Annotated in this window: 13 protein-coding genes; 4 read left to right on the top strand and 9 right to left on the bottom strand. The window is 44.1% G+C overall.

Annotated elements, in window-relative coordinates:
- Positions 1 to 2 precede the first annotated feature (2 nt).
- From ACNURT_RS10425 to mnmE, 3 genes are all read right to left on the bottom strand, one after another.
- Positions 3 to 3224: a SusC/RagA family TonB-linked outer membrane protein gene (locus ACNURT_RS10425; protein ID WP_419701698.1), complete on the bottom strand. Its 3222-nt coding sequence runs from the start codon at positions 3222 to 3224 to the stop codon at positions 3 to 5.
- Between the two features lie 642 nt (positions 3225 to 3866).
- Positions 3867 to 8051 carry a hybrid sensor histidine kinase/response regulator transcription factor gene (locus tag ACNURT_RS10420; RefSeq protein WP_419701697.1) on the bottom strand — a complete coding sequence of 1395 codons (4185 nt, stop codon included), beginning with the start codon at positions 8049 to 8051 and terminating at the stop codon, positions 3867 to 3869.
- 128 nt (positions 8052 to 8179) lie between these two features.
- Positions 8180 to 9598 carry a tRNA uridine-5-carboxymethylaminomethyl(34) synthesis GTPase MnmE gene (gene mnmE / locus ACNURT_RS10415; protein ID WP_419701696.1) on the bottom strand — a complete coding sequence of 473 codons (1419 nt, stop codon included), beginning with the start codon at positions 9596 to 9598 and terminating at the stop codon, positions 8180 to 8182.
- A 541-nt stretch (positions 9599 to 10139) separates the two neighbouring features.
- On the opposite strand from mnmE, the gene ACNURT_RS10410 reads away from it, so the two are divergent.
- Positions 10140 to 11198, top strand: coding sequence for a nucleoid-associated protein (locus ACNURT_RS10410; protein ID WP_370998641.1), 1059 nt, complete (start codon positions 10140 to 10142; stop codon positions 11196 to 11198).
- Between the two features lie 883 nt (positions 11199 to 12081).
- On the opposite strand, the gene ACNURT_RS10405 is transcribed toward ACNURT_RS10410, so the two are convergent.
- From ACNURT_RS10405 to proS, 4 genes are all read right to left on the bottom strand, one after another.
- Positions 12082 to 14079 (bottom strand): KUP/HAK/KT family potassium transporter, encoded by a 1998-nt coding sequence (locus ACNURT_RS10405; protein ID WP_419701695.1) that lies wholly within the window; start codon positions 14077 to 14079, stop codon positions 12082 to 12084.
- A 512-nt stretch (positions 14080 to 14591) separates the two neighbouring features.
- Positions 14592 to 15443: a TIGR02757 family protein gene (locus ACNURT_RS10400; RefSeq protein WP_419701694.1), complete on the bottom strand. Its 852-nt coding sequence runs from the start codon at positions 15441 to 15443 to the stop codon at positions 14592 to 14594.
- A 115-nt stretch (positions 15444 to 15558) separates the two neighbouring features.
- Positions 15559 to 16698, bottom strand: coding sequence for a cystathionine gamma-synthase (locus tag ACNURT_RS10395; protein ID WP_419701693.1), 1140 nt, complete (start codon positions 16696 to 16698; stop codon positions 15559 to 15561).
- Positions 16699 to 16783: 85 nt separating this feature from the next.
- Complete coding sequence (gene proS, locus ACNURT_RS10390) at positions 16784 to 18256, bottom strand: proline--tRNA ligase (RefSeq protein WP_419701692.1); 1473 nt, start codon at positions 18254 to 18256, stop codon at positions 16784 to 16786.
- A gap of 101 nt (positions 18257 to 18357) precedes the next feature.
- On the opposite strand from proS, the gene ACNURT_RS10385 reads away from it, so the two are divergent.
- Both ACNURT_RS10385 and ACNURT_RS10380 read left to right on the top strand, forming a co-directional pair.
- Positions 18358 to 19254, top strand: a complete 897-nt coding sequence (locus tag ACNURT_RS10385; RefSeq protein WP_419701691.1) for a hypothetical protein — start codon at positions 18358 to 18360, stop codon at positions 19252 to 19254.
- A 22-nt stretch (positions 19255 to 19276) separates the two neighbouring features.
- Positions 19277 to 20767 (top strand): OmpP1/FadL family transporter, encoded by a 1491-nt coding sequence (locus ACNURT_RS10380; RefSeq protein ID WP_419701690.1) that lies wholly within the window; start codon positions 19277 to 19279, stop codon positions 20765 to 20767.
- Positions 20768 to 21532: 765 nt separating this feature from the next.
- On the opposite strand, the gene ACNURT_RS10375 is transcribed toward ACNURT_RS10380, so the two are convergent.
- On the bottom strand, positions 21533 to 22063 hold the full coding sequence (locus ACNURT_RS10375) for a lipocalin family protein (RefSeq protein WP_419701689.1): 531 nt from the start codon (positions 22061 to 22063) through the stop codon (positions 21533 to 21535).
- Between the two features lie 135 nt (positions 22064 to 22198).
- Between ACNURT_RS10375 and ACNURT_RS10370 the strand changes: the two genes are divergently transcribed.
- Complete coding sequence (locus ACNURT_RS10370) at positions 22199 to 22990, top strand: SDR family oxidoreductase (RefSeq protein ID WP_419701688.1); 792 nt, start codon at positions 22199 to 22201, stop codon at positions 22988 to 22990.
- Between the two features lie 174 nt (positions 22991 to 23164).
- Here ACNURT_RS10370 and ACNURT_RS10365 read toward each other — a convergent pair whose 3' ends face one another.
- Positions 23165 to 25333 (bottom strand): GH92 family glycosyl hydrolase, encoded by a 2169-nt coding sequence (locus ACNURT_RS10365; RefSeq protein WP_419701687.1) that lies wholly within the window; start codon positions 25331 to 25333, stop codon positions 23165 to 23167.

The following is a 25333-nucleotide window of genomic DNA, read 5'->3' as shown; positions in this document are numbered from 1 at the left end:
TATTAAAATTTAATGTTTGCGCCCAGATTAATTATTTTTTGTTGCGGATAGAACTGACCACTGCCATACTGAACATTGCCGAATTTACCACTACCGTCGGTTCCCTCAGGATCGTAATCCTTCACTTTGGTAAACGTTAACAGGTTAAAGCCACTTACAAAAACCCTAACTCCCTTGATATGAAGCTTTGATAACGTTTGCGACGATAGCGAATAACCCAGCTGAACATTTTTCAATCTCAAAAATGAAGCATCGTTAAGCCAGAAGGTACTGTTATATAACCCACCGCTTACCGCGCTTGATGCCCTGTCTGATACTCTTGGATATGAACCATTTGGATTGCTTGGGCTCGTGGCATTATTTGCCCATGAACTGTAAAAATTACCGATAACTCCAGCCTCGGGCAATACATACTGGCTTACCTCGGCCTGGCCGGCAAATAAAACCGACAAGTCGAAGTTTTTGTATCCGGCATTAAGGCTTAACCCATATGTAATTTGCGGAATATTGCCATATTTTGAGCGTTCCTGGTCGGCTGCGGTTATTTGTCCGTCATGATTAACATCAGCGTAGATAAGGTCCCCAACCAGTGCACCAGGCACATGTGGTGTATTATCCAATTGCGCCTGGTTCCGGAAAATACCGGTAGACTGATATAACAAATAGGTATTTAAAGGCCCACCTGTTTGACGCTGGTAGGATAAATCAGCGGGAACAGCCTCGTCAATATAAATGATCTTGCTTTTGGCATAGGTAAAATTGCCTGATACACCCCAGGAGAATGTACCGGGATGGTTATAACCCAATGTTGCTTCGAAACCGCCACTGTTAACCTTGCCAATATTTTCTGCAGGTACCAACGGACTACCATCAATTGGGTTCACTATTCCGGAAGTACCGGGGAGAGAGCCGTTACGGTACGCCAGGATATTTGACCGCACCTGGCGGAAATAAATGGCTTCTAATGTAAAGTTCTTTAAGAATACGGCATTAATACCAATATCCGTCTTTTTGGCCGTTTCCCAGGTAATATTGGGGTTTGCAAGCTTAATTTGATCGATACCTGCCTGAGGTGAAGCACCGTTACCATTATCCAGGACCACAGCATTATTAAAAGTGTAATTATCAAAGTACTGGTAAGGAGCGATAATATCATCTCCCAGGACACCGTAAGAAGCCCTGATCTTCAGGTCGTCAATAAATTTAAATTTGCTCTGAAACCAGTTCTCTTTGGATATGCGGTAACCCGCAGATATGGAAGGGAAATACCCCCACTGATGGCCGGGAGCAAAAAGAGATGAGCCATCTGCACGAAACTGGGCCTCTAATAAATACTTTTCATCATAATTATAAGCAAGCCTGCTGATCACGCTTCGGCGGTTATAATTGTAGTTGCCATTGTTATCGCTGCTGCTGCCGCCATTGGTAGCATCGCTGGGGGCGCTGCCTCCCTGTGAAAGCTCTGGCGTAGTAACTGTCGGAAAATTGTTTCGCTGGGCCCAGAAGTAATTATAGGTATTTTTGCTTTGTTCATAAGCTACAAAAGCATTGATATTATGTTTACCTAACTGCCTTACAAAGTTCAGTTTAATATTAGATGTAATGAGCGACTGGTTAAGTTGCGATTCATTCAAATAAGGACGTCCGCTTATGCCTCCCTGAGTGCTCGGCGTATAAATATTGGTAGTACTGTTATAGGAATAAACGGTGTAAGGCGTATTAAATGTTTTGGAAAATACGCTAGTTTTATCTGCCGAAAAGAAACCATCAAGCGAAAGGCCGCTTATGCCCGGGATATCATAACTCGCCCGGAGTATACCGTTAAAAGTTTGCGTGGGATTATTGTTGATCCCCCCGGCACTTGTTGGCGTAATAGCAGGGTTGGTATTATCGAACCCGACAGTAGGCAAACCGTTTGGATAAAAAGCGGCAGTAGTTGGATATCCTCTGTAAATACCACGAAAATTATTTGCGGCCGAAGTGGTTGGGAATTTCCGGTCTTCCTCCCGGCCCTGTAACGAAAGTCCTACTTTAAACCCTTTAGCAACAATAGCATCAATATTCGACCGGAAGTTATACTGATTGTATTTTGTAGCACCATTTTTAAAAAGACCATCCTGAGAGGTAATACCAACTGAAGTGTAATATTTAACATCCTCCGAACCGCCTGCAACTGTTACGTTCTGTTGGTTCTGCAACGCGTAATTCTTTAAGATTAGTTTTTCCCAGTTGGTGTTCGGATAATTAATCGGGTCAGAACCGTCCCTGAATTTCTGGATCTGATCGGCGCTGTAAGCCTGGTTGAAGCCACCCGTCGGATTATCATAGTAACTGATATCATTTAATATTTGCGCGTAGGTTGGCGCATCGGCCAATTTAGGCAAACGTGTTGGCGAGCTGAAGCCTTCATTAAAGTTATAAGAAATAGCAGCCTTACCTGTTTTACCATGTTTGGTAGTTACTAAAATAACACCGTTTGCCGCGCGGTTACCATAAACAGCCGCGGATGCATCTTTTAATACCGAAACGCTCTCAATATCATTGGGATCAAGACGTTCCAGGCCACCGATCTGACCCGGGATACCATCAACCACCACCAGTACCGAATTACTACCAGTTGTTGCCAGTCCCCTGATTGAAATATTTGAGCCATCGTAACCCGGTTCACCAGATCCGTTGCTGGCGATAACACCAGACACCCGGCCTGCGAATGAACTTGAAACGTTAGGCTGAGGGCTTTTAGCTAAATCACCACCCTTTACTACCGAGATAGAACCAGTGAGGGTAGCTTTTTTCTGCGTACCATAACCCACAACCACTACCTCATTCAATGATTTTGATTCGGGCTGTAATTGCACATTGATACTTGTCTGCCCGTGTAATGCCACTTCCTGTGATACATAACCAATGTAAGTGAATACCAGCGTGCCTGATGACGCATTAGGTACATTAAGCGAGAACTTACCATTAACGTCTGTTAAAACACCTGTAGTAGTTCCTTTTAATGTAACACTAACACCGGGCAATGTTTCACCTTTTTCATCGGTAACTTTACCGCTTATTTTTTCATCCTGCACGTTGACCATTTTACTACCGCTGGCAAAAGCCACTGAAGGTACCTGGCAGATGATTAAGCAGGTAATTGCCATACCTGCCATTAATAGGAAAAACCGGGGTGCTTTATTCCAATGAGGGGAATCTTTTACATGTAAAATTAATTTCATATATTTTTGAATTGGGGTTTAATTTGGTTTAAACCTTGTTTCGTAAACGACACAATTACAGACAAACGGTTAAAGCGGTTAATTGCCTTCCCGACTATCCGTGTCAGATAAGTGCCAGATACAAAAGGTTGGTTTATACCTTGGTTATTGGTAAGGCTAAAATGAGGCTAAATTGCAAAAGCAAGTGAGGGGCAAATTCGGATTTAAAACGGGATAGAATCATAAAAAAAGGCTATAGAACGCCTTTTTAAGCCTCTTTGCTTAGGGGGGTAAACTCATATGGTCTTTATACTTAGTAAAGTTTTCAAAACGGATACCCCACCCAAACCCTCCCAGGAAAAAAGGGCATTTAAGAAATTTGTGGCTAATCCTCTTCTAAACATAATCCCTTAAACAGGTGAGCTGTTCCATTAAAAGGTGGGTTTACATGGTTTACACTTTTTATGGTTAACATTTATATATGTAACCCACCCAGGGCCTTATTGAAAGCGGGCACTGTGGGGTTGCGAACGAACAAATAATGTCGCAAAAAAGGCCTGTCACCTGAGCTCCGTCGAAGAGTTGGGCGCAGAGACCTGTATACTATATTTAAACGAGGTTCAGCATGACAGCTTTTTTAACCCAGGGAGGAAAATAATATCATCAATTTTCCTTAACCATATCACGATTAACATTATAGTTATTGTGAAAGGATTTGCGATATTTTTTTACGTAATCTGAAGGGTTGATACCGAAAAGTTTATTGAACTGCTCTCTGAAATATTTAAGATCGTTTATACCAACCATAGAGGCAGTTTCATATACTGTGCTATCGGTAGTTAACAGGATCTCTGCAGCCTTTCTCAGCCTGATAAAACGGATAAATCCGTTGGCCGATTGGCCCGAAATGGATTTGATACGCTTATATAAATTGGAATGGCTCATCCCGATCTCCGAAGCCAGTGTTTTTATACTAAACTCAGGATCGGTTAAATGATGCTCTACAATTTTGAGACACTTTTCCAGAAACTCCTTATACTCGGGGGAGATCTTTAAATCGTTTGATTTATTGAGCGTGATCTCGTTATAGAAATACTTTTGCAGATTGTTCCTGCTTTTCAGGATGCCGTTAACACGGGCTATCAATATTTCCTTTTCAAAAGGTTTGCTGATATAATCGTCGGCTCCCCCTTCAATGCCTTTGAGCTTAATTTCGGGCGATGAACTGGCGGTTAGCAATATCACCGGTATATGATTTAACAACGGATCTTCCTTGATACGGCTGCATAGCTCAATGCCACTCAGCCCCTGCATCATGACATCACTTACCACTATATCCGGCACCAGCTGGTAAGCAAGCTCAAGTCCAGCGGTGCCATTATCGGCCTCAAAAATCTCAAATTCACCAGCAAATATCTGTTTAAGGTAAACGCGGATCTGCTCATTGTCATCTATAAGCAGCATCGTTTTGGTATCTGAACTTAAAGCTTCCTGACTTTTAGCGATAGTTGTGGTTTCATTTTTGACCAATTCGCCTTTATTCTCTATCAGTTCGTCTAAAAACACGGAGGTTTCGGCTACATCCTCAAAAACAAACTGTTCGCCAAAATGCGCTCTTCCTTTTAATAACAAAACATGGAACAAGGTACCCTGCCTCGGCTGGCTTGTATAGCTGATGCTACCTTTATGACTTTCAATAAATACCTTAACCAGGTAAAGCCCTATACCAAAGCCACCGGCCAATGGTGTTGTATTTTGTAACTGGTAAAATTTATTGAACAATTGATCGCCGACGCCTTCGGCTATACCACAGCCGCTATCCTTTATTTCGATATTAACCTGAGCATCATCATCGGTTATAATGCAGCTTACCAAGCCATGCTCGGGGGTAAATTTTAAAGCGTTTGATATCAGGTTAAACAGGGCAATCTCTATTTTTTCCCGGTCGGCAAATATTTCGATAGCTTCCTTTTCGCTCAAAAAATCAAACCGGATATGTTTGGTGCGGGCCTGGTGATTAAAACATAAGAACACTTCGTGGCAAAGCGTCACTATATTGAGCCGTACTATTTTAAGCTTATCCGTATCACTTTCGGCTTTTCTAAAAAGCAACAGCTGATCAACCAGGCTCAACAGGCGGCGTGCGTTACGGTAAACAATATGCAAATTACCAGGGTCACTACCCTCCCCGCCCTTACCAAACAGCATATCCTTAACCGGGTTAATAATCAGCGTTAAAGGTGTACGAAACTCATGTGAAATATTAGTAAAAAAAGAAAGCTTGCGTTCATTAAGCTCTTTATCTTTTTCGGCAGATAACTGGGCAACTTTTATCTCATATTTAAGCTTGGTTTGATTGGCTTTGTATAGTAAATAATAATAAATGACCAGTGCTGCTACGGCGATATAGATCAAATAAGCCCACCATGTTTTATACCAGGGTGGCAAAATTTTTATTTGAATAGTAGCACAATTTTTAAACCATACGCCATCCTGGTTAGCGGCTTTTACCTTAAATGTATAATCGCCTGGTTCAAGATAACGGTAGGTCGCCAGTCGTTGATTAGCAACATAGTTCCATGATTTATCAAGGCCTTCCAGTTTATAGGCAAAACTGCCTTTTTGCGGGTAGGTATAATTTAACGAGGCATATTGGATAGAAAATACAGACTGATCTGGCTGCAGCGTAATCTGCCGGGTTTCGCTTATTGCTTCAGGTAATACGGTCCTATTTCCATCCAAAGCACCAACTTCAACCTGCTTGCCAAAAATTTGCAGCCCCGTTATCATAACCTTGGGCTGATAATTGCTTTGCGTTACTTTTTCAGGATCAAAAAAATTGAGGCCTTCTGTGCCTCCAAAATACAGGAGCCCGTTACTGGAGTCGTGCAAGACCGAGCCGGCATTAAATTGACCGGCCTGCAAACCATCAGACTGGTCGTAGTTCAGTATTTTGTCTGTAAGGATATTAATGTTTGATATCCCCTTATTAGTGCTTAACCATAAGGAGCTATTGCCCGAAGCTTTGATGGCCGATACGGTATTGTTTGCCAGGCCATTTGTTTCGTTAAATTTCTTGAAAAGCCGCTTTTTAAGATCGTAGGAGATCAGGCCATCACCTTCCGTTCCTAACCATAAGCGATGTTGTTTATCCGGGTAAATTGAAAAAATTACCTGACTCGGCAAATTATTCTTTTCATCAGCTGTTTTAAAATAGCGGCTAAATTTATTTTGTTTAAAGTCATAAAAATCAAGCCCGCCCCCATAAGTGCCTATCCACAAGTTCCCATTTTCGTCTTCGGCAATGGAGCGTACGTCGTAAGAAGTAAGACCACTATTAGCCGGCGTATAATTGGTAAATGTTTTGGCAACAGCATTAAACAAGCTTAGGCCGCCGCCATTGGTGCCTACCCATAAATTTTGATGGCTATCCTGAAAGATGACTCTTACATCATTAGCGCCCAGACTTTTACCATCTACAGAATTGTGAGCATAATTAGTAAATGAATCTGTTTTTTTATGATACAGAAAAAGTCCTTTGGCATAGGTACCAAACCAGGTATTGCCGCTTTTATCGCTATAACCATATAAAATGGCGTTATCTGTAATACTTCCGGGTTTGCCATCGGCCCTATATTGTTTAATCAGGCCGCCATTAGGGTTCGTTTTAAATATGCCCTCGCCGTCGGTACCGAACCATAAAAATCCATCCTGATCCTGGCACATTCCATAAAACCTGATCAAGCTTTCGCCACTGGGTTCAATCCGTTTCCTGGTGATCTTTGAAAACTTATCCTTGATATTACTGATCATGTAAATACCATCTCCATAAGTACCCACCCAGGTATTCCTGTCTTTATCAATAAAAAGCGCCTGAACCGAGCGTTGTGTAAGGTAATAACCATCGTCGCCGGTTACTGGCTGTAGTAAAAAGTTTTTGGTATCATAATCAGCGTTTGTTCCCAGATCAACTTTGTACAATCCGCCATCCTGCAGGCCAACAAGCAATTGCTTATCACTATCCTCCATAACCGAAATGTATCTTTTACTTTTAATACCGGGCTGGCTGGTTTGAAGTAAAGTGAATTTATTTGATTGCCTGTTAAAGTATAAAAGTCCATTCCCTGTAGCTATCCAGATGTTGTGAAAATGATCTTCAAAAATGTCATTGAGCCGCGCTGTCAGGAGGTTTAGGATTGGTGATACCAGGTTCTTTTTATTAGTTATGGTGCCTTTTGTATGCTCAAATACGTTGATACCCGTTTCCTGTGTACCTACCCATAACAATCCTTTAGAATCTTCAAACAAACTGATAACCCGGTTACTGGATAGCTGGGGCAAATTGGCCTGGGTATAATTGGTAAACTTTGCCGATTTGATATTAAAGTAAGAAAAACCAAACCCGTAGGATGTTACCCATAAATTACCATCATGGCTTTGGATTATATTGCTTATATCATTTTTAGCTGCACGATTTGAGGATAATTTATAGTGGATGAATTTCTCGGTACGCGTATCCAACTTGCTGAGTCCGTTTCGTGACGACACCCAGATGTTTCCATGCACATCACAAAAAACCTTCTGAACATAATTACTGGCCAGACTTCCCGGGTCACCCTGTCGTGATTTAAACACTTTAAAAGTTGTTCCGTCAAAACGATTCAGTCCATCATTGGTAGCAAACCACATAAAGCCCTTATTATCCTGGGTGATACTGTTTACAATGCCAAAAGAAAGACCATTTTTTAAAGAATAGTTCAGAATCTTATTCTTTATTGGAGATTGGGCGTAGCTCAGGGAAACGATCACCAAAAGAAAAAAACAAAGGGGGTACTTTTTTGCTATCAAAATAATTCCAGGTTAACAAAATATTATAATTGGGAATTAAAGCTACTATTAATTGTTTAAAATACAATAATTATTAAAACCATATGCAATTTATTTTTGTCATCCTCCTAAAATCACCCCAATAATAGCTACTTGCCGATACAGAACTTACTGAATATATTATCCAGCAGATCGTCAGTAGTAACTGTTCCGGTTATTTCGCCGAGGTAGTGCAGAGCTTGTTTAATATCCATCGACAGGAAATCGGAGGTGATGCTACCGTCAATACCGCCTAATACCCTGATCAGCGCTTCTTCTGTTTTTTGCAACGCCTCCAGGTGGCGGATATTGGTTACCAGCGTTTCATCACCGCTGAGCTGATCCTTGATGGCGGTGCCATAGATCTTATTTTTCAGGTCGTCTATATGTAGTTTTTCTTTGGCCGAGATAAAGATGGTCTGCAGATCCGGAAGTCCGGAGGCATGGAAAAACTCATGGATGCTTTCCCGCTTTTTATCTTGTTGTAACAGATCCATTTTATTGGCTACCAGCAATATAGCTATACCGGGGTTCTGCAAGCTCTCCAGATCGCTTTTTAGCTCTTCCAGCGTTATCTGTTCCACATCAAAAACATAGATGAGCAGCGCGCTTTGACTAATCTTCTCCATAGTACGCTGTACCCCTATCTGCTCAATGGCATCGGTAGCCTCGCGTATCCCTGCGGTATCAATCAACCTGAAATTGATGCCCTGTATATTTAATACTTCTTCAATCGTATCTCGGGTTGTACCTGGGATATGGCTCACAATAGCCCTTTCTTCGTTCAGCAGGGCATTAAGGAGGGTTGATTTACCCGCATTGGGCCGGCCGGCTATTACCGTGTTAACGCCTTGTTTTATGGCATTTCCCAGTTCAAACGACTGTATCAATCTCCCAATAATGCGGGTAATATCCACGATGAGTTGTTTAAGCTGATCGCGGTTGGCAAATTCTACATCCTCTTCGGCAAAGTCAAGTTCCAGTTCAATGAGTGAAGCAAAGTTCACCAGTTGTTCACGCAGACCTTGCAGTTGGTTACTAAATCCACCCCGCAATTGCTGTAAGGCTACTTGCTGTGAAGCTTTGGAGTTGGAGGCGATCAGATCGGCTACAGCCTCAGCCTGTGATAGATCCAATTGACCGTTTAGAAACGCCCTCAGCGTAAATTCGCCGGGTTTGGCACTTCTCGCACCCTTTTTGATAAACAGCTTAATGATACTCTCAATGATATAGCCCGAAGCATGGCAGCTTATTTCCACCACGTTTTCGCGGGTATAAGATCTGGGTGCCACAAACAGCGATGCCAGCACCTCGTCCAGCATCAGGTCGCCATCCATAATATGGCCGAAATGGATGGTATGCGAGGCCTGTTTGGTCAAATCCTTGCCTTTCCATACGCTGTTGGCTATATGGATAGCATCCAGGCCCGAAAGGCGGATCACCGCAATTGCCCCTATCCCGTTTGGTGTGGCCAGGGCTACTATGGTTTCCTGTTGCGAGTGGTGAGTTGTGAGTTGTGAATTGTCCATGGTCAATAGTCGATGGTCCATAGTCATTGTGAGTCCATGGACCAAAGCACAAATTTAGCACAAATAAATTGCACCGGACTGCCAGGGGTCACCGCCCAGTCAAGCTTTTACTTTTGGATGGCGTTAAAACTTTTTAAACCTCAAATTTTAACACTTTTCTGCTCAAAAACGGGGTAAAAACAGCTCAAAATTTATTCAAAACCCCTCATTTTAACACTTTTTAACAAATTTCAACGCGATTCTGATGCGTTTTTAAAACTTTAAAAAGTATCAAATTTTTCATTATCAAATAACTAAATAAAAACAGCTGTTTTTATTGTCCTGTTTTTTTCCTTAACAAAACAGCCCGGCTCTCTCATTTTGAGAGCCGGGCTGTTCGCTTGATATAAAGATATGAAATTACCGGGACAGTGGCAAATGAAAAGAAGTCAATAGACCATTGACCATGATCGATAGTCAATAAATCTCCTGTAATTCTCACTATGATCTATCAACCATGAACTATGTACTACGCCACAAAAGCCCTACCTTCGCGTCAATTATGGTAACTTTTTTTGAAGCCTCGCTCGATACTATTTCGGTTCATCATGTCGGCAACCAGTCGCAGGAAGAGATGTATGCTCTGTCAAACCAGCCCCTGGAACTGAAGGACGATATTATTCCCAACCTACTGATGCAGTATTTTTTAAAGCCCTTTGAAAAAGCCAATGAGGTATATCACCTCATGCACAGCAGCGGCAACCTGGCGCTCAATGAGATCCATCACTTTGCCACACAGGCTTTTGAGGACAAGGAAAAGTTTCACGAAGCATCGGAGCAGATAGCCAAACACCTATACAAAACTACCACGCACCCCAATATTAAAGGCGGCGAACTGTACGTGGTTTATTTTAACGATGTACAAATTGAAGGCAACCCACTGGATGCCATTGGCATTTTTAAATCGGAAAATAAGGAGACTTATTTAAAAGTTTACCCCGATAAAGGCGGTTTTCAGGTTGATTATGAACAGGATGCCATCAACATCAACAAACTGGACAAAGGCGTACTCATTTTTAATATCGAAAAAGAGAACGGCTACAAAGTGGTGGTAGTTGATAAAACCAATGGCGGACAAGATGCTGCAGTGTACTGGAAAGACGATTTTCTGCAACTCCGTATCCGTAACGACAGCTTTAACCAAACCAATAATACCCTGGGTATTTACAAAAACTTTGTTACCGAAAAACTTGACGACCAGTTTGAAATGAGCAAGGCCGACAAGATCGATCTGCTAAACCGCTCCATGAAGTACTTTAAGGAGAAGGATGAATTTAATATGGACGAATTCTCTAACGAGGTAATCGGCAATCCGGAGGCCATCGAATCGTTCAAGAACTTTAAAAACCAGTACGAGCAGGAGTTCGACAGCCCCATTGCCGATAACTTTGTAATATCAGATAATGCCGTAAAAAAGCAGGCGCGTGTTTATAAAAGCGTACTCAAGCTGGATAAAAACTTCCACATCTACATTCACGGCGACAAAGAGCTCATTGAAAAAGGCTTTGACGATGGCAGAGCTATGAACTACTATAAAGTTTACTTTAAGGAAGAAGCGTAGTTTTTAATTAGTGAATTATTGATTTAATGAATTAGTGATTTTTACTTGCGCTCGTTTGCAAGATTGTGGTGCAATACTCATCGATGAAACTCTTTCGCTGGCAGATGGATGCGATTGGTTTGCGTAATAGCAGGAAGGGGTTTATGCACCCGGTGTTATAAAAACGATGAAGCATCAGCCGCAGAAACCCCTTCTCCCCTTCCCAAGGGTTACCGTGTGTACACGAGTTGCTATGCTCCGTTAGGAGCTACCTGTTTGTAGCAGATTAAATCAAAAAACAAGATTGCTCCGTAGGTGCAACCTCTAATTAGCAGATAATCGCATTTGTGATTATGGGGTAGCCTCTACGAGGCAAAGGGTATAAATTTTAAGTGCTACAAATAGGTAGCTCCTAACGGAGCATATTATCCTGTTGATTGTTTGATGTGTCCACGCAATGGCCCCCGAGGAAGGAACCGCACTGGCCCTGGCTTTTGATCCCTCGCTGTTCGAAGTCTCCGACTTCGAATTACTATGCCTGTAGTTTTCAACTATAGGCTCTTCGGTAGTCTAAAGACTACCTACATAATCGTCTGAAGTCAGAGACTTCAGACAGCAAGATAAATTATGCAGTGGGATCATATAAGACTTACGAGTTTTAAAAACTTCGTAAGTCTTTTTTAGTTGGAGTCATGCCGAACTCCCGCTGTCCGAAGTCTCCGACTTCGGACGACTATGGTCGTAGTCTTTAGACTACACGGAGTTACTAAACAAACTATCTGTAGTTATAAACTACAGGCATATTAGTTCGAAGTCAGAGACTTCGAACAGCGCCAACTAAAAATAGGCCTTACCCTGTACTGAAAACAGGATAAGGCCTATCATTATTAACTTACAGTTACTATCAGTTCACTTCCAAAACACCATTGCTATAACTAACCGCCTCTACCCTTTTAAGGTGAACGTTACTTACGGGTTTTACAACCAGTGGAATTTTTTCTATCCGCGTTTCGCTGGTATCCAGGCCAAAGGCTTTGGCTTCTGACTGGGCCAGTTTCTTGATAGCGAAATAACTATTGAGGATAAACGCTTCCGACGTACTGAACAGGTTATTGTACGACAGGAATTTCTCCATGATCACAAATCTGAAATCGGCGGCTATTTTGTATTTATTTAATGATTCGTACTGGCTGGTGATATCAATTTCCTTGCGTTTCACCATATCCTCTACCACATTCCTGAACAATACGTTTACCCTTGGCTGTATCCGGAAACCTAAGCGGAACTCGATACGGATCACTTTGCCGGGTTCTATCTGGTCAACGCTGTACTCCATGGTGTAGGGTTCGTCGGTACGTTCAATGTGCACAAACCAATAGGTATCGGCACGTTTAGGGCGGCGGCTCATAATGGAGTACATGATCTTTTCTTCTATCTGTTTGCCGTTGTTGGCCTTGGTTAAATAGATAAGATGTGTGGCATATTTGTTTACCGTTGTATCGGCGCTCAGTGCGTTGAGCAGTGGTAATCTTTCCTTGATATCGATAAAGTTGAGGAAGCGGTTATTGATCTTGCGGGCCTTAAACCAAACGTACATGGTAAATATCAAACCAATTTCAAAGCCTACAAAAAACAACCTGTGTATAATTTTCACCGCATTGGCCACAAAAAACGAGAATTCCACCGTTAAAAACACGCATAAGATCACAGTCACCATCCATACCGGCCAATGCTTTACATAACGCATAAAGTAATACATTAAAATGGTGGTACTGAGCATGGCTATGGTGATACTGAAACCATAGGCAGCCGTCATGGCGGCAGATGTTTTAAAGTAAAGCGATACCAGGATACAACCAACGCAAAGGATCCAGTTGATGCTGGGGATATAGATCTGTCCGCGTATGTTAGATGGATATTTGATAGTGATGCGCGGCCAGAAATTCATGCTCACCGCTTCGCTGATGAGTGTGAATGATCCGCTGATGAGGGCCTGACTGGCAATAATGGTCGCCATTGTGGCTAGCGCTACGCTGGGAATCAAAAATTGGTGCGGCACAATCTCGAAGAATGGGTTAACACCGGTAAAATCTTTACTCGGCGCTTGTGCCAAAACCCAGGCACCTTGCCCCAGGTAGTTTAAAACCAGGGTAGTTTTTACAAATATCCAGCTTACCTGTATGTTTTTACGCCCGCAATGACCCAGATCTGAGTATAGCGCTTCGGCGCCCGTGGTACACAAAAATACCGCGCCCAGCAACCAGAAACCTTTGGGGTGATCCATCAGCAAACGTGCGCCGTAATATGGATTTAAAGCTTTAAATATGGATGGATGATGAATTACCTGCATGGTACCCAATATGCCAAGCATCACAAACCACAGCAGCATGATAGGCCCAAACGCCGAACCCACCACCTTGGTACCAAACTGCTGAAAAAAGAACAGCAGGATAATAATGCTGATCACGATGATGAGGATAAGATTGTTGCCCGGCACAATAACGCTGGAAAACGCGGGTACCAGGTTAAGCCCTTCAATGGCTGATGTTACGGATATGGGTGGGGTAATAATACCATCAGCCAGTAAAGTACCAGCGCCTACAATAGCCGGGATAGCCAGCCATTTGCCATAGCGCCTTACCAGGGCATACAGGGAAAATATACCACCCTCGCCTTTATTATCGGCCTGCAGGGTGATCACGATATATTTAAATGTGGTTTGCAGGGTGAGTGTCCAGAAGATACAGGATATGGAGCCTAATACCAGCGCCGTGTTCACCTTGCCGCCCTCTACCAGTAAGGTTTGGAAAACATACAGGGGCGATGTACCGATATCGCCAAAAATAATACCAAGGGTAACTATAAGACCCGCGAAAGAGAGTTGCTTAACGTGCGAATTCATTTAATGAAATAAAAAAATAGGGGTTGACATGATGGAAAAAAGGCTGCCCGGGAGATTTTTGCCATTTGTTTTATTTTTTGGCCGGCAGCTTCAGAAAACAGTACCATCATACATTAATTTGATTGATGATTCGCTACAGCCAAAATGTATGCCGGAAGGTGTTTTGTTTTGATAAAACTTTATATTACAGATATATAACTAAATAAGAATCATTTTATGGTGACTTAAAAACCTATCATTTTGATAGGTTTTATCATTTTGATAGGGTTATTGAAATAGTGGTATTTCCTTTAAAATCGAGTCAACTCACCTTTGGCATCGCTGCGCTGGACCTCCCTCTCTTCGCCTCCGGCGGAAAGAGGAAGTTCTTTTCTCTACGCGTCATTGCGGAGGAACGACGTGGCAATCCCCGATTAGCAGAGCGGCTCTGTACAGTTAGGGATTGCCACGCTACGCTCGCAATGACGAGCGGAAGTTAATTCGAGATGCCTGAAAATGATGTAAAAGATCGGCTAAAACTGCACGCCCCAACGCTCTTCGATACCTAATCCAAACAGGGCGAAATCGTATTTTACGGGATCTGTGGGATCAAATTCGCGCAGGCGGGCGGTGAGTTCTTCGGCGGTTTGCCAGTCGGTTTGTTTGCGGGTGATGAGCAGCAGCTTACGCGCCACCCTATCCACATGCAGGTCAAGCGGACAGATGAGATCAGTAGGTTTTATGCGGTTCCAGATACCAAAATCAACCCCGCAATTGTCCTGGCGCACCATCCAACGTAAAAACATATTCAAGCGCTTGCAGGTAGACTTTTGCGATGGCGATGACACATGCTTTTTGGTACGGTGCGGAAAATCGGGCAGGGAAAAGAAGTATGAACGGAAGTGGTTCAGCGCTGTTTCGGCATCAACCCTTTTGTCATTCTGAGCGGAGCGAAGAATCTGTCGGCGATTAGATCCTTCGCTATCGCTCAGGATGACAAACTCTTTTATAATTGCAGGCAAAAACGCGTCCTCCAATGATTCAAATCTTTCGTAATGGTGTCTGAAAAAGGCGATGAAATACAGGGTATCAATATCGTTAAAGGTGCGGTGTTTAAAACTGAGCAGCTTTTTAAGGTCGACTTCCTCATGATTCATGATAAAATCATAGGGCACGCCATCCATAAGCGTGATAAGCTCCTTACATTTTTTGATAATGGTAACGCGTTGTCCCCAGGATAAAGTAGCCGCCCAAAAACCCATGATCTCGATATCCTGCTTACGGCTGAACATATGCGGAATGGATATCGGGTCGTTCTCAATAAAACCGGGCTGGTTGTATTGGGCTACTTTGGTGTCGAGGAAGGCTTTTACGTTTTCGATCATCAGAATTTATAAAAAAGGCGTCATTGCGAGGCACGAAGCAATCCCCGATTAGCAGAGAGGCTCTGTATAGTTTAGAGATTGCTTCGTACCTCGCAATGACGCGTGGAGATGCGTACTAAGAAAGTGCTTGTTTCAGATCCTCCAGCAAGTCCTCAATATCCTCCACCCCTACACTCAGGCGCAGCAGGTTGTCAACCACGCCGGCCTTTTCGCGCTCGGCTTTGGGGATCGATCCGTGGGTCATGCTTACGGGGTGGTTGATCAGCGATTCTACACCGCCCAACGACTCCGCGAGTGAAAATATTTTGAATGATGACGCTATGCGGAATGTCTCCTGCAAATCGGCACCTTTTAACACGATACTGATCATACCACCAAAATCAAGCATTTGCTTTTTAGCGATCTGGTGATTTGGATGATCGGTAAAGCCCGGCCAGTAGATCTTCTCTACTTTGGGGTGCGTTTTCAGGAACTCTGCTATTTGCCTGCCATTCTCACAATGGGCTTTCATGCGCAGGTGCAGGGTTTTGATACCGCGCAGCACCAGGAAGCTGTCCATCGGGCCGGGTGTAGCGCCGCAGGCGTTATAGATGAACCACAGTCTTTTGTACAAGTCCTCATCGTTCAGCATCAAGGCGCCCATCACTACGTCTGAGTGACCGCCGATGTATTTGGTTACCGAGTGCATCACCACATCGGCACCCAGATCAATAGGGTTTTGCAGGTATGGCGAAGCAAAGGTATTATCTACCACAAAAAGCAGACTTTTCTCTTTGGCTATTTTGCCTATCGCCTCTATATCCACAATTTGCATGGTAGGATTGGTAGGCGTTTCTATCCAGATGAGCTTGGTTTTATCGTTGGTATACTCGCGGATGATCTCTGGGTTCGACAGATCCAGGAAATGGAATTTGATGCCATAGTTGGCGTAGATCTTGGTAAAGATGCGGTAAGAGCCGCCGTACAGATCGTTCCCTGTGATCACTTCGTCGCCGGGAGCCAGCAGTTTCATTACCGCGTCGGTAGCGCCCATGCCGCTTGAAAATGCCAGTCCGAATTTGGCATTCTCCAATGCCGCCAAACAATCTTCCAGCGCCTTGCGGGTTGGGTTGGTACCGCGCGAGTACTCGTAGCCCTTATTATCACCAGGCGATTTTTGCCAGTAGGTTGATGTTTGGTATATCGGCGTCATGATAGCGCCGGTTGTTGGATCGGGCTCCTGCCCTGCGTGTATAGCTTTAGTTGCGAATTTCATAATTGGTAGTTCATAGTTAATGGATCATAGTTCATGGTTTAATAGTTTTGACTATGAACTATTAACCATGAACTATAGGCTGGCTCTAATACGCCCTTGCAAACAGAACTCTTTGTTTCGAAGGGGCTCCTGTCAAAATACATTTGCCTTCTTCCTGTTTGTTATCCAAAGGTATACAACGGATTGTCGCCTTAGTTTCCTCTTTTATCTTTTGTTCGGTTTCTGGCGTACCATCCCAATGGGCGCTCAGGAAACCTGGCTCTTCATCCAGCATGCGCTTAAACTCGTCCCAGGTATCCACCTCGGTAGTGTTTTCGGCACGGAAATCGAAGGCTTTTTTGTAGATGTTGTTCTGGATCTCTTCCAGCAGGCTTTCTATTTTCTGCGCCAAACCTTCCTGGGTAGTGGTTTCCTTGGTTTTAGTGTCCCTACGGGCCAGTTCCACGGTACCGTTTGTCATGTCGCGACTACCGATGGCTACGCGCAATGGCACGCCTTTCAGCTCGTACTCGGCAAACTTAGCTCCAGGGCGGTGGGTATCGCGTTTATCAAATTTTACAGAGATCCCTTTTGCTTTCAACTCCTTGGTTAAGCCTGCTACGTAAGCGGCAATATTATCCAGCTCTTCGTCGTGCTTGTAAATAGGCACAATTACCACTTGTATAGGGGCCAATTTTGGCGGCAATACCAGTCCGGCGTCATCACTATGAGCCATGATCAGCGCGCCGATCAAACGGGTTGAAACACCCCATGAGGTTGCCCAAACAAAATCCTGTACGTTCTCTTTATTCGTGAATTTCACATCGAAAGCCTTGGCAAAGTTCTGCCCCAGGAAGTGCGAGGTACCAGCTTGCAGCGCTTTACCGTCCTGCATCAGGGCCTCAATACAATAGGTATCTAAAGCTCCCGCGAAACGTTCGTTGGCTGTTTTACGGCCTTTTACCACCGGCAGCGCCATCCAGTTTTCGGCAAAATCGGCGTAGACATTCAGCATTTGCTCGGTTTCAGCAACGGCTTCTTCGGATGTAGCGTGGGCCGTATGGCCTTCCTGCCATAAAAACTCGCTGGTACGCAGAAACAAGCGGGTGCGCATTTCCCAGCGCATTACGTTGGCCCATTGGTTTACCAGAATAGGCAGGTCGCGGTATGATTGGATCCAGCCCTTATACGTGTTCCAGATAATGGTTTCGGATGTGGGGCGGATAATGAGTTCTTCTTCCAGTTTTGCTTCTTCATCAACTATGATATTGCCATCGCCATCGTTTTTAAGGCGATAATGAGTAACCACAGCACATTCCTTAGCAAAACCATCCACGTGGCTGGCCTCTTTGCTAAAGAAAGATTTGGGTATCAGCAGCGGGAAATAGGCATTACTATGCCCGGTATCTTTAAACATCTGATCCAGTACGGCTTGTATTTTTTCCCATATCGAATATCCGTATGGCTTAATGATCATGCAACCTCTAACCGGCGAATATTCGGCCATGTCGGATTTTATTACCAGGTCATTAAACCATTGCGAATAATCTTCGTCTTTACTAATAACACCTTTACTCATATTGATTGGAATATATAATTTGACTTGTGCGAATATTGTATATTGCGCCAAATTTATAAATTAAAAAGTTATTTGAACTCGAACTTTTCACATACCTGCATATGAAACGGAACATTGCTACAGGAATTTTTCTGATCGGCGCCATGGCGTTGAGTTCCTGCTCCACAACCAAGCTTGCCAATACAGATACCAGCGATGACGTTTACTTTTCAAAAGCAACGGCCGGCGACGAGCCTACTTACGCCGCGGCCGACAATTATAACCCCAACGCTACACAAGGTCAGACTTATGTTGATGATGACGATGATTATTTTTACTATGATGATTATACATCGCGCATCAACCGTTTCAATTATTTCTCGCCTTTTAGCTTTTATGACAATTTGTATTATGGCTACAGCGACCCTTATTACAACAACGGCTTTAGCTTAGGCTTTAATTATGGCCCCTGGGGCTATGGCTACTCTCCTTACGGCTACGGGTATGGCGGCTGGGGATTGGGTTATGGCTACGGTGGCCGGGGCTTAGGATATGGCTGGGGCGGATATGGCGGTGGATATTGGGGTGGCGGCTACTATGGCGGCGGTTATCCCGGAGGATATTGGGGCAGCAATTACTTTACCTCTGGCAGGCCTCGTCCAAACCGGGGACCAGGCATTCCGTTTGGCGGCGGCGGTGGTAGTAACCAGGGTACCGGTGGCAGACCAGGCTATGGTTCACGTGTACCTGCCGGTGGCGGTATAGGCTATATACCAGGTGGCCGGGGCACCAACAACAATTATTCGCGACCGGTCCGTACAGATGGCCGTCCGTCGCGCCCGGGTTCACAACAAACCAATGCGGATAACTCACGACCGGTTACACAACAACGACCACAATATCAACAGCCCCAGGTTGACCGTACATCTTCAGCACCTTCCAATAATTCGTCGGGCAGTGGTTCCAGAAGTTCGGGCGGCGGCGGTGGTGGCGGAGGCGGCAGACCATCAAGGCCATAAACTTTATCATCCCTGAAATCCCATGAAGATAAAATACTTACTTAGTGTAATCGCTATAGTAGCTATTACCAAAAATAGTTTTGCGCAATATTCACAGGACGTAGTCCGCTTTTCGACCTTTCAAAACGGCTCTACATCGCGTATTAAAGCAATTGGCAATGCGGGTACGGCTATAGGCGGCGATCTGAGCTCTCTCAGCGGCAACCCAGCGGGTTTGGGCTTTTTCACCCATTCAGAATTCAGCATAACACCGGAATTCAATGGATCGAAAGTAAAATCAAGCTATTATGGGCAAGCCAATAATGCCAGCAAAAGCAGCGGCAATTTAAGCAATGCATCCATTGTGTATTATCAGCAACTTAACCGCCCAAAAGGGAGTGATAAAAGCAAGGGATGGCTCAGCATTAATTATGGCGCGGGTTACAGCCGTACCAATAACTTTTATGAGAATATAGTTTATAACGGCAAAAATGCAAGCAACTCCATATCTGATTATTATGCAGGTACGGCCAATAACCATCCGGATGACCCACTCGCGCAAGCGGCCTATAGTGATCGTTTAATCGATAAGTTTGCCACCCCTCAAGGCTTTGATTTCGGCAGTACCATTAATGTCCCCGTAAACCAAACAGGCACCATTTCGCGGGTAGGCGGTCAATCGGAGTTTAATTTAGCTATGGGGGCCAATTACAGCAATAAATTATACCTGGGTGTGAGCGTGGCTATAACCGACCTCAGATATGATTATTCCCGTCAGTTTATTGAGGATGGCACCGCATCTATAATACCCAATGGGGGCGTTAATGGTGTTACAACCCCTTTCAGGTCTAACTACATACAAAATCAGTCAACCACGGGTTCGGGTGCTAACATTAAGCTGGGGATTATTTACAAACCCGTTGAAGCCGTACGTTTAGGTTTCACCTTCACCTCTCCTACCTTTTACAGTATCAACGATGTAACTACCGAAGGATTGGCCACTTCCATTAATGGAAGACCAAACCAGCCTTATAATTCAGGTAATTATGAACTAAACTACAATATGCGTACACCGCTTAAATTAACAGGCGGGGCCGCTTTTTTTATTGGCAAATATGGTTTTATCAGTGGTGATGTGGAATATATCGACTATTCCACAACCCACATCAGCAGTAATGATAGTTATGATAATTCCAGCGATATTGATGCCATTAAAGCCAATTACAAATCGGCTATCAACCTACATGTGGGTGCCGAAGCCCGTGTAACCAATATGTTTTACTTACGCGGCGGATACAGCCAGCAAGGCAGTCCGTTTAAAAATAACACAGGCGCTACAGATGTAAGCAGTGATATCAAAACGGTTAGCGGAGGTATAGGTTTAAGATTTGGTCAGTATTATGTAGATGCTACCTATGCGCATGTTACCGGCTCCGAATCGTTCTCGCCTTACTTGATCAACAACGGCAACCCGACAGCTAATTTCAAAAAGACAAACGATAACGCCTTTTTGACTTTAGGATATCGGTTTTAAATAAATATCGGCAATGACCACATATAGAATAATCGGCATAGTGTTGATCGTTATAGGAATAGGGATGTTTTTTCTTGGAGTTTCCCTGTTTGCATATCAAGGTCCACCACTAAACCCTATTGTAAATGAAATGGGGAAATATTCTTTCTTTTGTTGGTTGCCTACACTGATAGTTGGCTTAGGTTTAACCTTTGGCTCAAAAAAGAAAAATAAGTGATATTTATCAATGGTGCGGTGATAACACCACAGGTGTTCGGAAGATTAAAGGGTAAATAGACCTATTGCATTTTATTGTCGATATGCTCCGTTAGGAGCTCCCTGTTTGTAGAGATACAAGACAAAATATCTTTTTGCTCCCTAGGTGCAACCCTAAATGAGCAGGTAAGTTGTATAAGAGTAGCCTCTACGAGGCATAAAAGAGGGGGATGCGGTGCTATAAACAGGTAGCTCCTAACGGAGCAAGCTTGTTTCAGATACTTTATAAAATGTAATGTCGCAATTTATTCTTCCGAACACTTGTAGTGATAACACCGACCATAAGCTGAAAAGACAAATGTGATACCTTTTTGACTTTGGGTTACCGGTTTTAATATTATTCGCTCATAAAAAAGACGCATGTGATGCGTCTCTACAAATATACTATTCCGCCGTCTGTGTCCTCACAGGCGGCTTTTTTATGTTGTCGATTGTAAGCTGGCTGTGAGGACACAGCCAGCGGGGAAGACATATTCTTTATCCTAATAAACTTGATTCTTCGCTCTGTATTTATATCCCCGATACATCAGCTATCTGCTCGGTTTTTACCAGCTTGCGTACATCAAAACCTTTGTCAGCGGCACGTACTACCAGCTCATTATAAGTTTGCTCGTCCAGTGTAGGGCGGCGGCTCAGGATCCATAAATGGTTACGGTCAGGGTGACCAACTACCGAATAGCTATAATCTTTAGCCAGATCGATGATCCAATACTTACCCTTGAACGGCCAAAAGAATTCAACATCGAGTTTCGCGTTGGTATGATCGGTTACAAAAGCACGACCTTCCTTTACTTTTAAGCTGCCGTCTTTAATACAGCGGTTCTTGACGATCAGCGAGCCGTCCTCGGCTAACCCGTAAGTTGCCGATGTGCAGCTGCAACCCTTTTCAAAAATTTGTGGAATGGATGCTATCTCAAACCAGGTACCTAAATATTTTTTTAGTTCTACGTATTTAACAGTTTCTAAGGGTTTACACCTGGCTTGCAGGGCCAGGGCGGTTAATCCTAAAACGACAGATGTTGCTAAAATCTCCTTTTTCATACAACAACAACGATTATAACAGGCAAAAAGTTTAGCAGATAAATGCACATTCTGCGCATTTATCTGCCTTAAATATTTAATTACCTTTGCGCCAATTCATTAAAATAAGCTTAAAAACAGGTAATGCCACAGAAAATGAACATCAGTATTTTAGGTTGCGGCTGGTACGGCCAGGCATTGGCAAAGGCACTGATCACTGCCGGTCATACGGTAAAAGGCTCCACCACATCACCACAAAAACTGGAGGCATTGGCTGCCGATGGTATAGATCCCTACCTGGTAAGTTTTTTGCAGGGTAACGAGCAGTATGACGATGCGTTTTTTACCTGCGATGTGCTTTTTATCTGTATCCCGCCCAAAAGCCGGGGCGGTGAAGGACCCGAGTTTATTTACAAGATACAAGGCATCATCAAAGCCATCAAAAAACATGGTGTAAAAAATGTGGTCTTTATCAGTTCCACAGGTGTTTATGCCGATGTAAACGCGGAGGTTGATGAATTAAGCGATCCGCAACCTAATACCGAGGCAGGACGGATACTATTGGAAGCAGAAGACCTGTTCAGAGCGGAAAGCACCTTCAAAACTACGATTATCCGCTTCGCGGGGCTGATCGGTCCGGACCGTGATCCGAGCAGGTTCTTTGCCGGAAAAAAGGACATCGCCAATGGCAATGCCCCGGTTAACCTTATTCATTTGGATGATTGTATTGGTTTGAGCATGGCCATCCTTACCCGGCAGGCATTTGGTTATTTGTTTAATGGCTGCTCTCCTGATCACCCAAGCCGTTCGGCGTTTTATACGGTGGCAAGCATCAGATCGGGGTTGGAAGCCCCGGAATTTCTTGATGAATTGAAGGAATGGAAGGTTGTGAGGAGTGTGAATGTAGAGGCGATTTTAGGGTATCGGTATAAGGTAAAGATTGGCTAATAATTCAGCGCGCGCTGTTCGAAGTCTCTGACTTCGAACTATTACGCTTGTAGTCTTCAGACTACAGAAAAACATTGAACCGGCCAGGTGTCTGTAGTTTTAAACTACAGACATAGTCGTCCGAAGTCAGAGACTTCGAACAGCGCAGCATGTGATGCGTCTCTACAAAGGCAATCACATCTTCGGCTTATTACCCATCACAAAAACCAACCGTCCGCCTTTTAAAATATCCCTATGGCTGATGTAATTTTTCAGATAAGGCTTGCCATTCAGGCTGATACTTTGCACATATTTATTGGCCTCAGATAAACCTTTGGCCTCGATCACAAACCTTTTACTACCAGTTACGGCAATGCTTACCTTGCTCAGCTGCGGCGCGCCAAAAACGTAACGACCATCGCCTGGATTAACGGGGTAAAAACCCATGGCTGTGAAAATATACCAGGCCGACATTTGTCCGCAGTCATCATTGCCCGATAGGCCATCTGGTTTGTTCTGATAAAACTGATCGGCTATTTGGCGTACCAGGCGCTGGGTTTTGTAGGGTTGACCGGCAAGTGTATACAAATAAGCCACATGATGATTGGGTTCGTTGCCGTGTGCATACTGGCCTATCAACCCGGTAACATCCAGTGTAGAACCTTTGCCAAACACTTTAGAGCTCATGCTAAATAAGGAATCGAGTTTGGCGGCAAAAGGCTTCTTCCCGCCCATGAGTTTAATCAAACCGGGAATATCCTGCTGTACCGACCATACATATTGCCAGGCATTGCCCTCGGTATAATCGCCGCCAATGGCCAGCTGCCCGCTATCCAGGTTGGCAAAGGGACGTACCCAATCGCCATTGGCTAAACGGCCCCACATCAGATTGGTTGATCTATCGAACAGGTTTACATAGTATTTGGACCGCTTACTGAAATAGTTATAGTCGGCTGTTTTATGCAGGGATTTGGCGAGTTGCGCGGCACACCAATCATCATAAGCAGCTTCCAGTGTGCGGGAAACAGCCTCGCGTTTTACCGAGTCGGACGGTAAGTATCCATAACGCATATAGGTATCCCAGTTGTACTTGGGGTTTTTATTATTGGTGAGCGAGGCTTTAACAGCAGCAAATGCCTGTTGCCGGTCAAAACCTTTGATGCCTTTTAACGCTGCATCCACTATAGTGGGTACTGCATGATTACCGATCATAGCATAGCTCTCCTTACCCCATAAAGTCCATATGGGCAGCAGTTTGGTGGTGTTAAAATGCTGCAGCATGGTTTCAATGATCTGCCCATCTTTATCCGGACAGATCAGCGTATAAAATGGCTGTGCTGCGCGATAGGTATCCCATAACGACAGGGTGGAGTAATACACCTTGTCTGCAGATTGATGAACTTCACCGTCGGCGCCACGGTATTGACCATCCACATCGGCAATATTGTTAGGTTGGATCAGGGCGTGGTAAATGCTGGTATAAAAGGCTGTCTTTTGTGCGGTAGTTCCTTCGGCCTTCATCCTGCCGAAATAATTTTCCCATATTTTGGCAGCATCCGCTTTAACCTGGTCAAATGTTTTGGTAGCGGTTTCGGCAGCCAGGTTTTTGCGGGCGCCATCAATACTTACGCCAGATATGGCTACTTTGGCTTCGATAGTTTCGCCGTGTTTGGTATCAAAGTCGACTATCAGGCGGCGATGATCCTCGTCGATAAAATGAGAGCCGGTAAAAGCCTTGCTGAACCGTGCGGTGAAGTAAACCTTTTTCTCTACCCATTGGCTGCTGAAGGCATAACCGCTGATAGCCGTTTTTGAATTGATAGTAATGCTGCCTTCGGATACGTGCTCTTTCAATTCGTTTGCATTCTCTACCAGTCCGCTTTGCATATCAATAAGCAGGTGCGATTGCCCGGCTTTGTTAAAGGTATAGCGGTGCAAGCCGGTATGCGCGGATGCGGTGAGCTGTACTTTGATGTCATGATCATCCAACACCACCTCGTAATAACCCGGAGAAGCTTTTTCCTTACGATGCGAAAACCTGCTCACAAATTGCTGCGGATCTTTACCCTGGAAAGGAAAAAACAGCACATCGCCCAGGTCGACACCGCCTGTGCCGCTTAAATGGGTATGCGCAAAGCCGGTTATAGTGCTATCCTCATAACGGTAACCCGAGGAATAATGCCAGCCAAAGTTACCGGTTTCCGGGCTAAGCTGCACCATACCAAAGGGTACCGTAGCACCTGGAAAAGTATGCCCTGTAGCGGAAGTGCCAATAAAGGGATCGACGTATTTGCTGTAACTCTGCGCATAAGCGACAAAGCATCCGCATAAAAAAAGCATTCCTATTAACAGGCTTTTCCGCAT

The organism is Mucilaginibacter sp. NFX135 (assembly GCF_048565145.1).
In the GTDB taxonomy this organism is placed as follows: Bacteria; Bacteroidota; Bacteroidia; order Sphingobacteriales; family Sphingobacteriaceae; genus Mucilaginibacter.
Note: the sequence above shows the minus strand (reverse complement) of the source record. Positions and strands in the feature narration are given on the sequence as shown.

Coding starts and splice junctions, on each gene's coding strand:
- ACNURT_RS10425 (WP_419701698.1), bottom strand. CDS start 3,224: ATGAAATTAATTTTACATGTAAAAGATTCCCCTCATTGGAATAAAGCA.
- mnmE (WP_419701696.1), bottom strand. CDS start 9,598: ATGGACAATTCACAACTCACAACTCACCACTCGCAACAGGAAACCATA.
- ACNURT_RS10410 (WP_370998641.1), top strand. CDS start 10,140: ATGGTAACTTTTTTTGAAGCCTCGCTCGATACTATTTCGGTTCATCAT.
- ACNURT_RS10405 (WP_419701695.1), bottom strand. CDS start 14,079: ATGAATTCGCACGTTAAGCAACTCTCTTTCGCGGGTCTTATAGTTACC.
- ACNURT_RS10400 (WP_419701694.1), bottom strand. CDS start 15,443: ATGATCGAAAACGTAAAAGCCTTCCTCGACACCAAAGTAGCCCAATAC.
- ACNURT_RS10395 (WP_419701693.1), bottom strand. CDS start 16,698: ATGAAATTCGCAACTAAAGCTATACACGCAGGGCAGGAGCCCGATCCA.
- proS (WP_419701692.1), bottom strand. CDS start 18,256: ATGAGTAAAGGTGTTATTAGTAAAGACGAAGATTATTCGCAATGGTTT.
- ACNURT_RS10385 (WP_419701691.1), top strand. CDS start 18,358: ATGAAACGGAACATTGCTACAGGAATTTTTCTGATCGGCGCCATGGCG.
- ACNURT_RS10380 (WP_419701690.1), top strand. CDS start 19,277: ATGAAGATAAAATACTTACTTAGTGTAATCGCTATAGTAGCTATTACC.
- ACNURT_RS10375 (WP_419701689.1), bottom strand. CDS start 22,063: ATGAAAAAGGAGATTTTAGCAACATCTGTCGTTTTAGGATTAACCGCC.
- ACNURT_RS10370 (WP_419701688.1), top strand. CDS start 22,199: ATGAACATCAGTATTTTAGGTTGCGGCTGGTACGGCCAGGCATTGGCA.
- ACNURT_RS10365 (WP_419701687.1), bottom strand. CDS start 25,333: ATGCGGAAAAGCCTGTTAATAGGAATGCTTTTTTTATGCGGATGCTTT.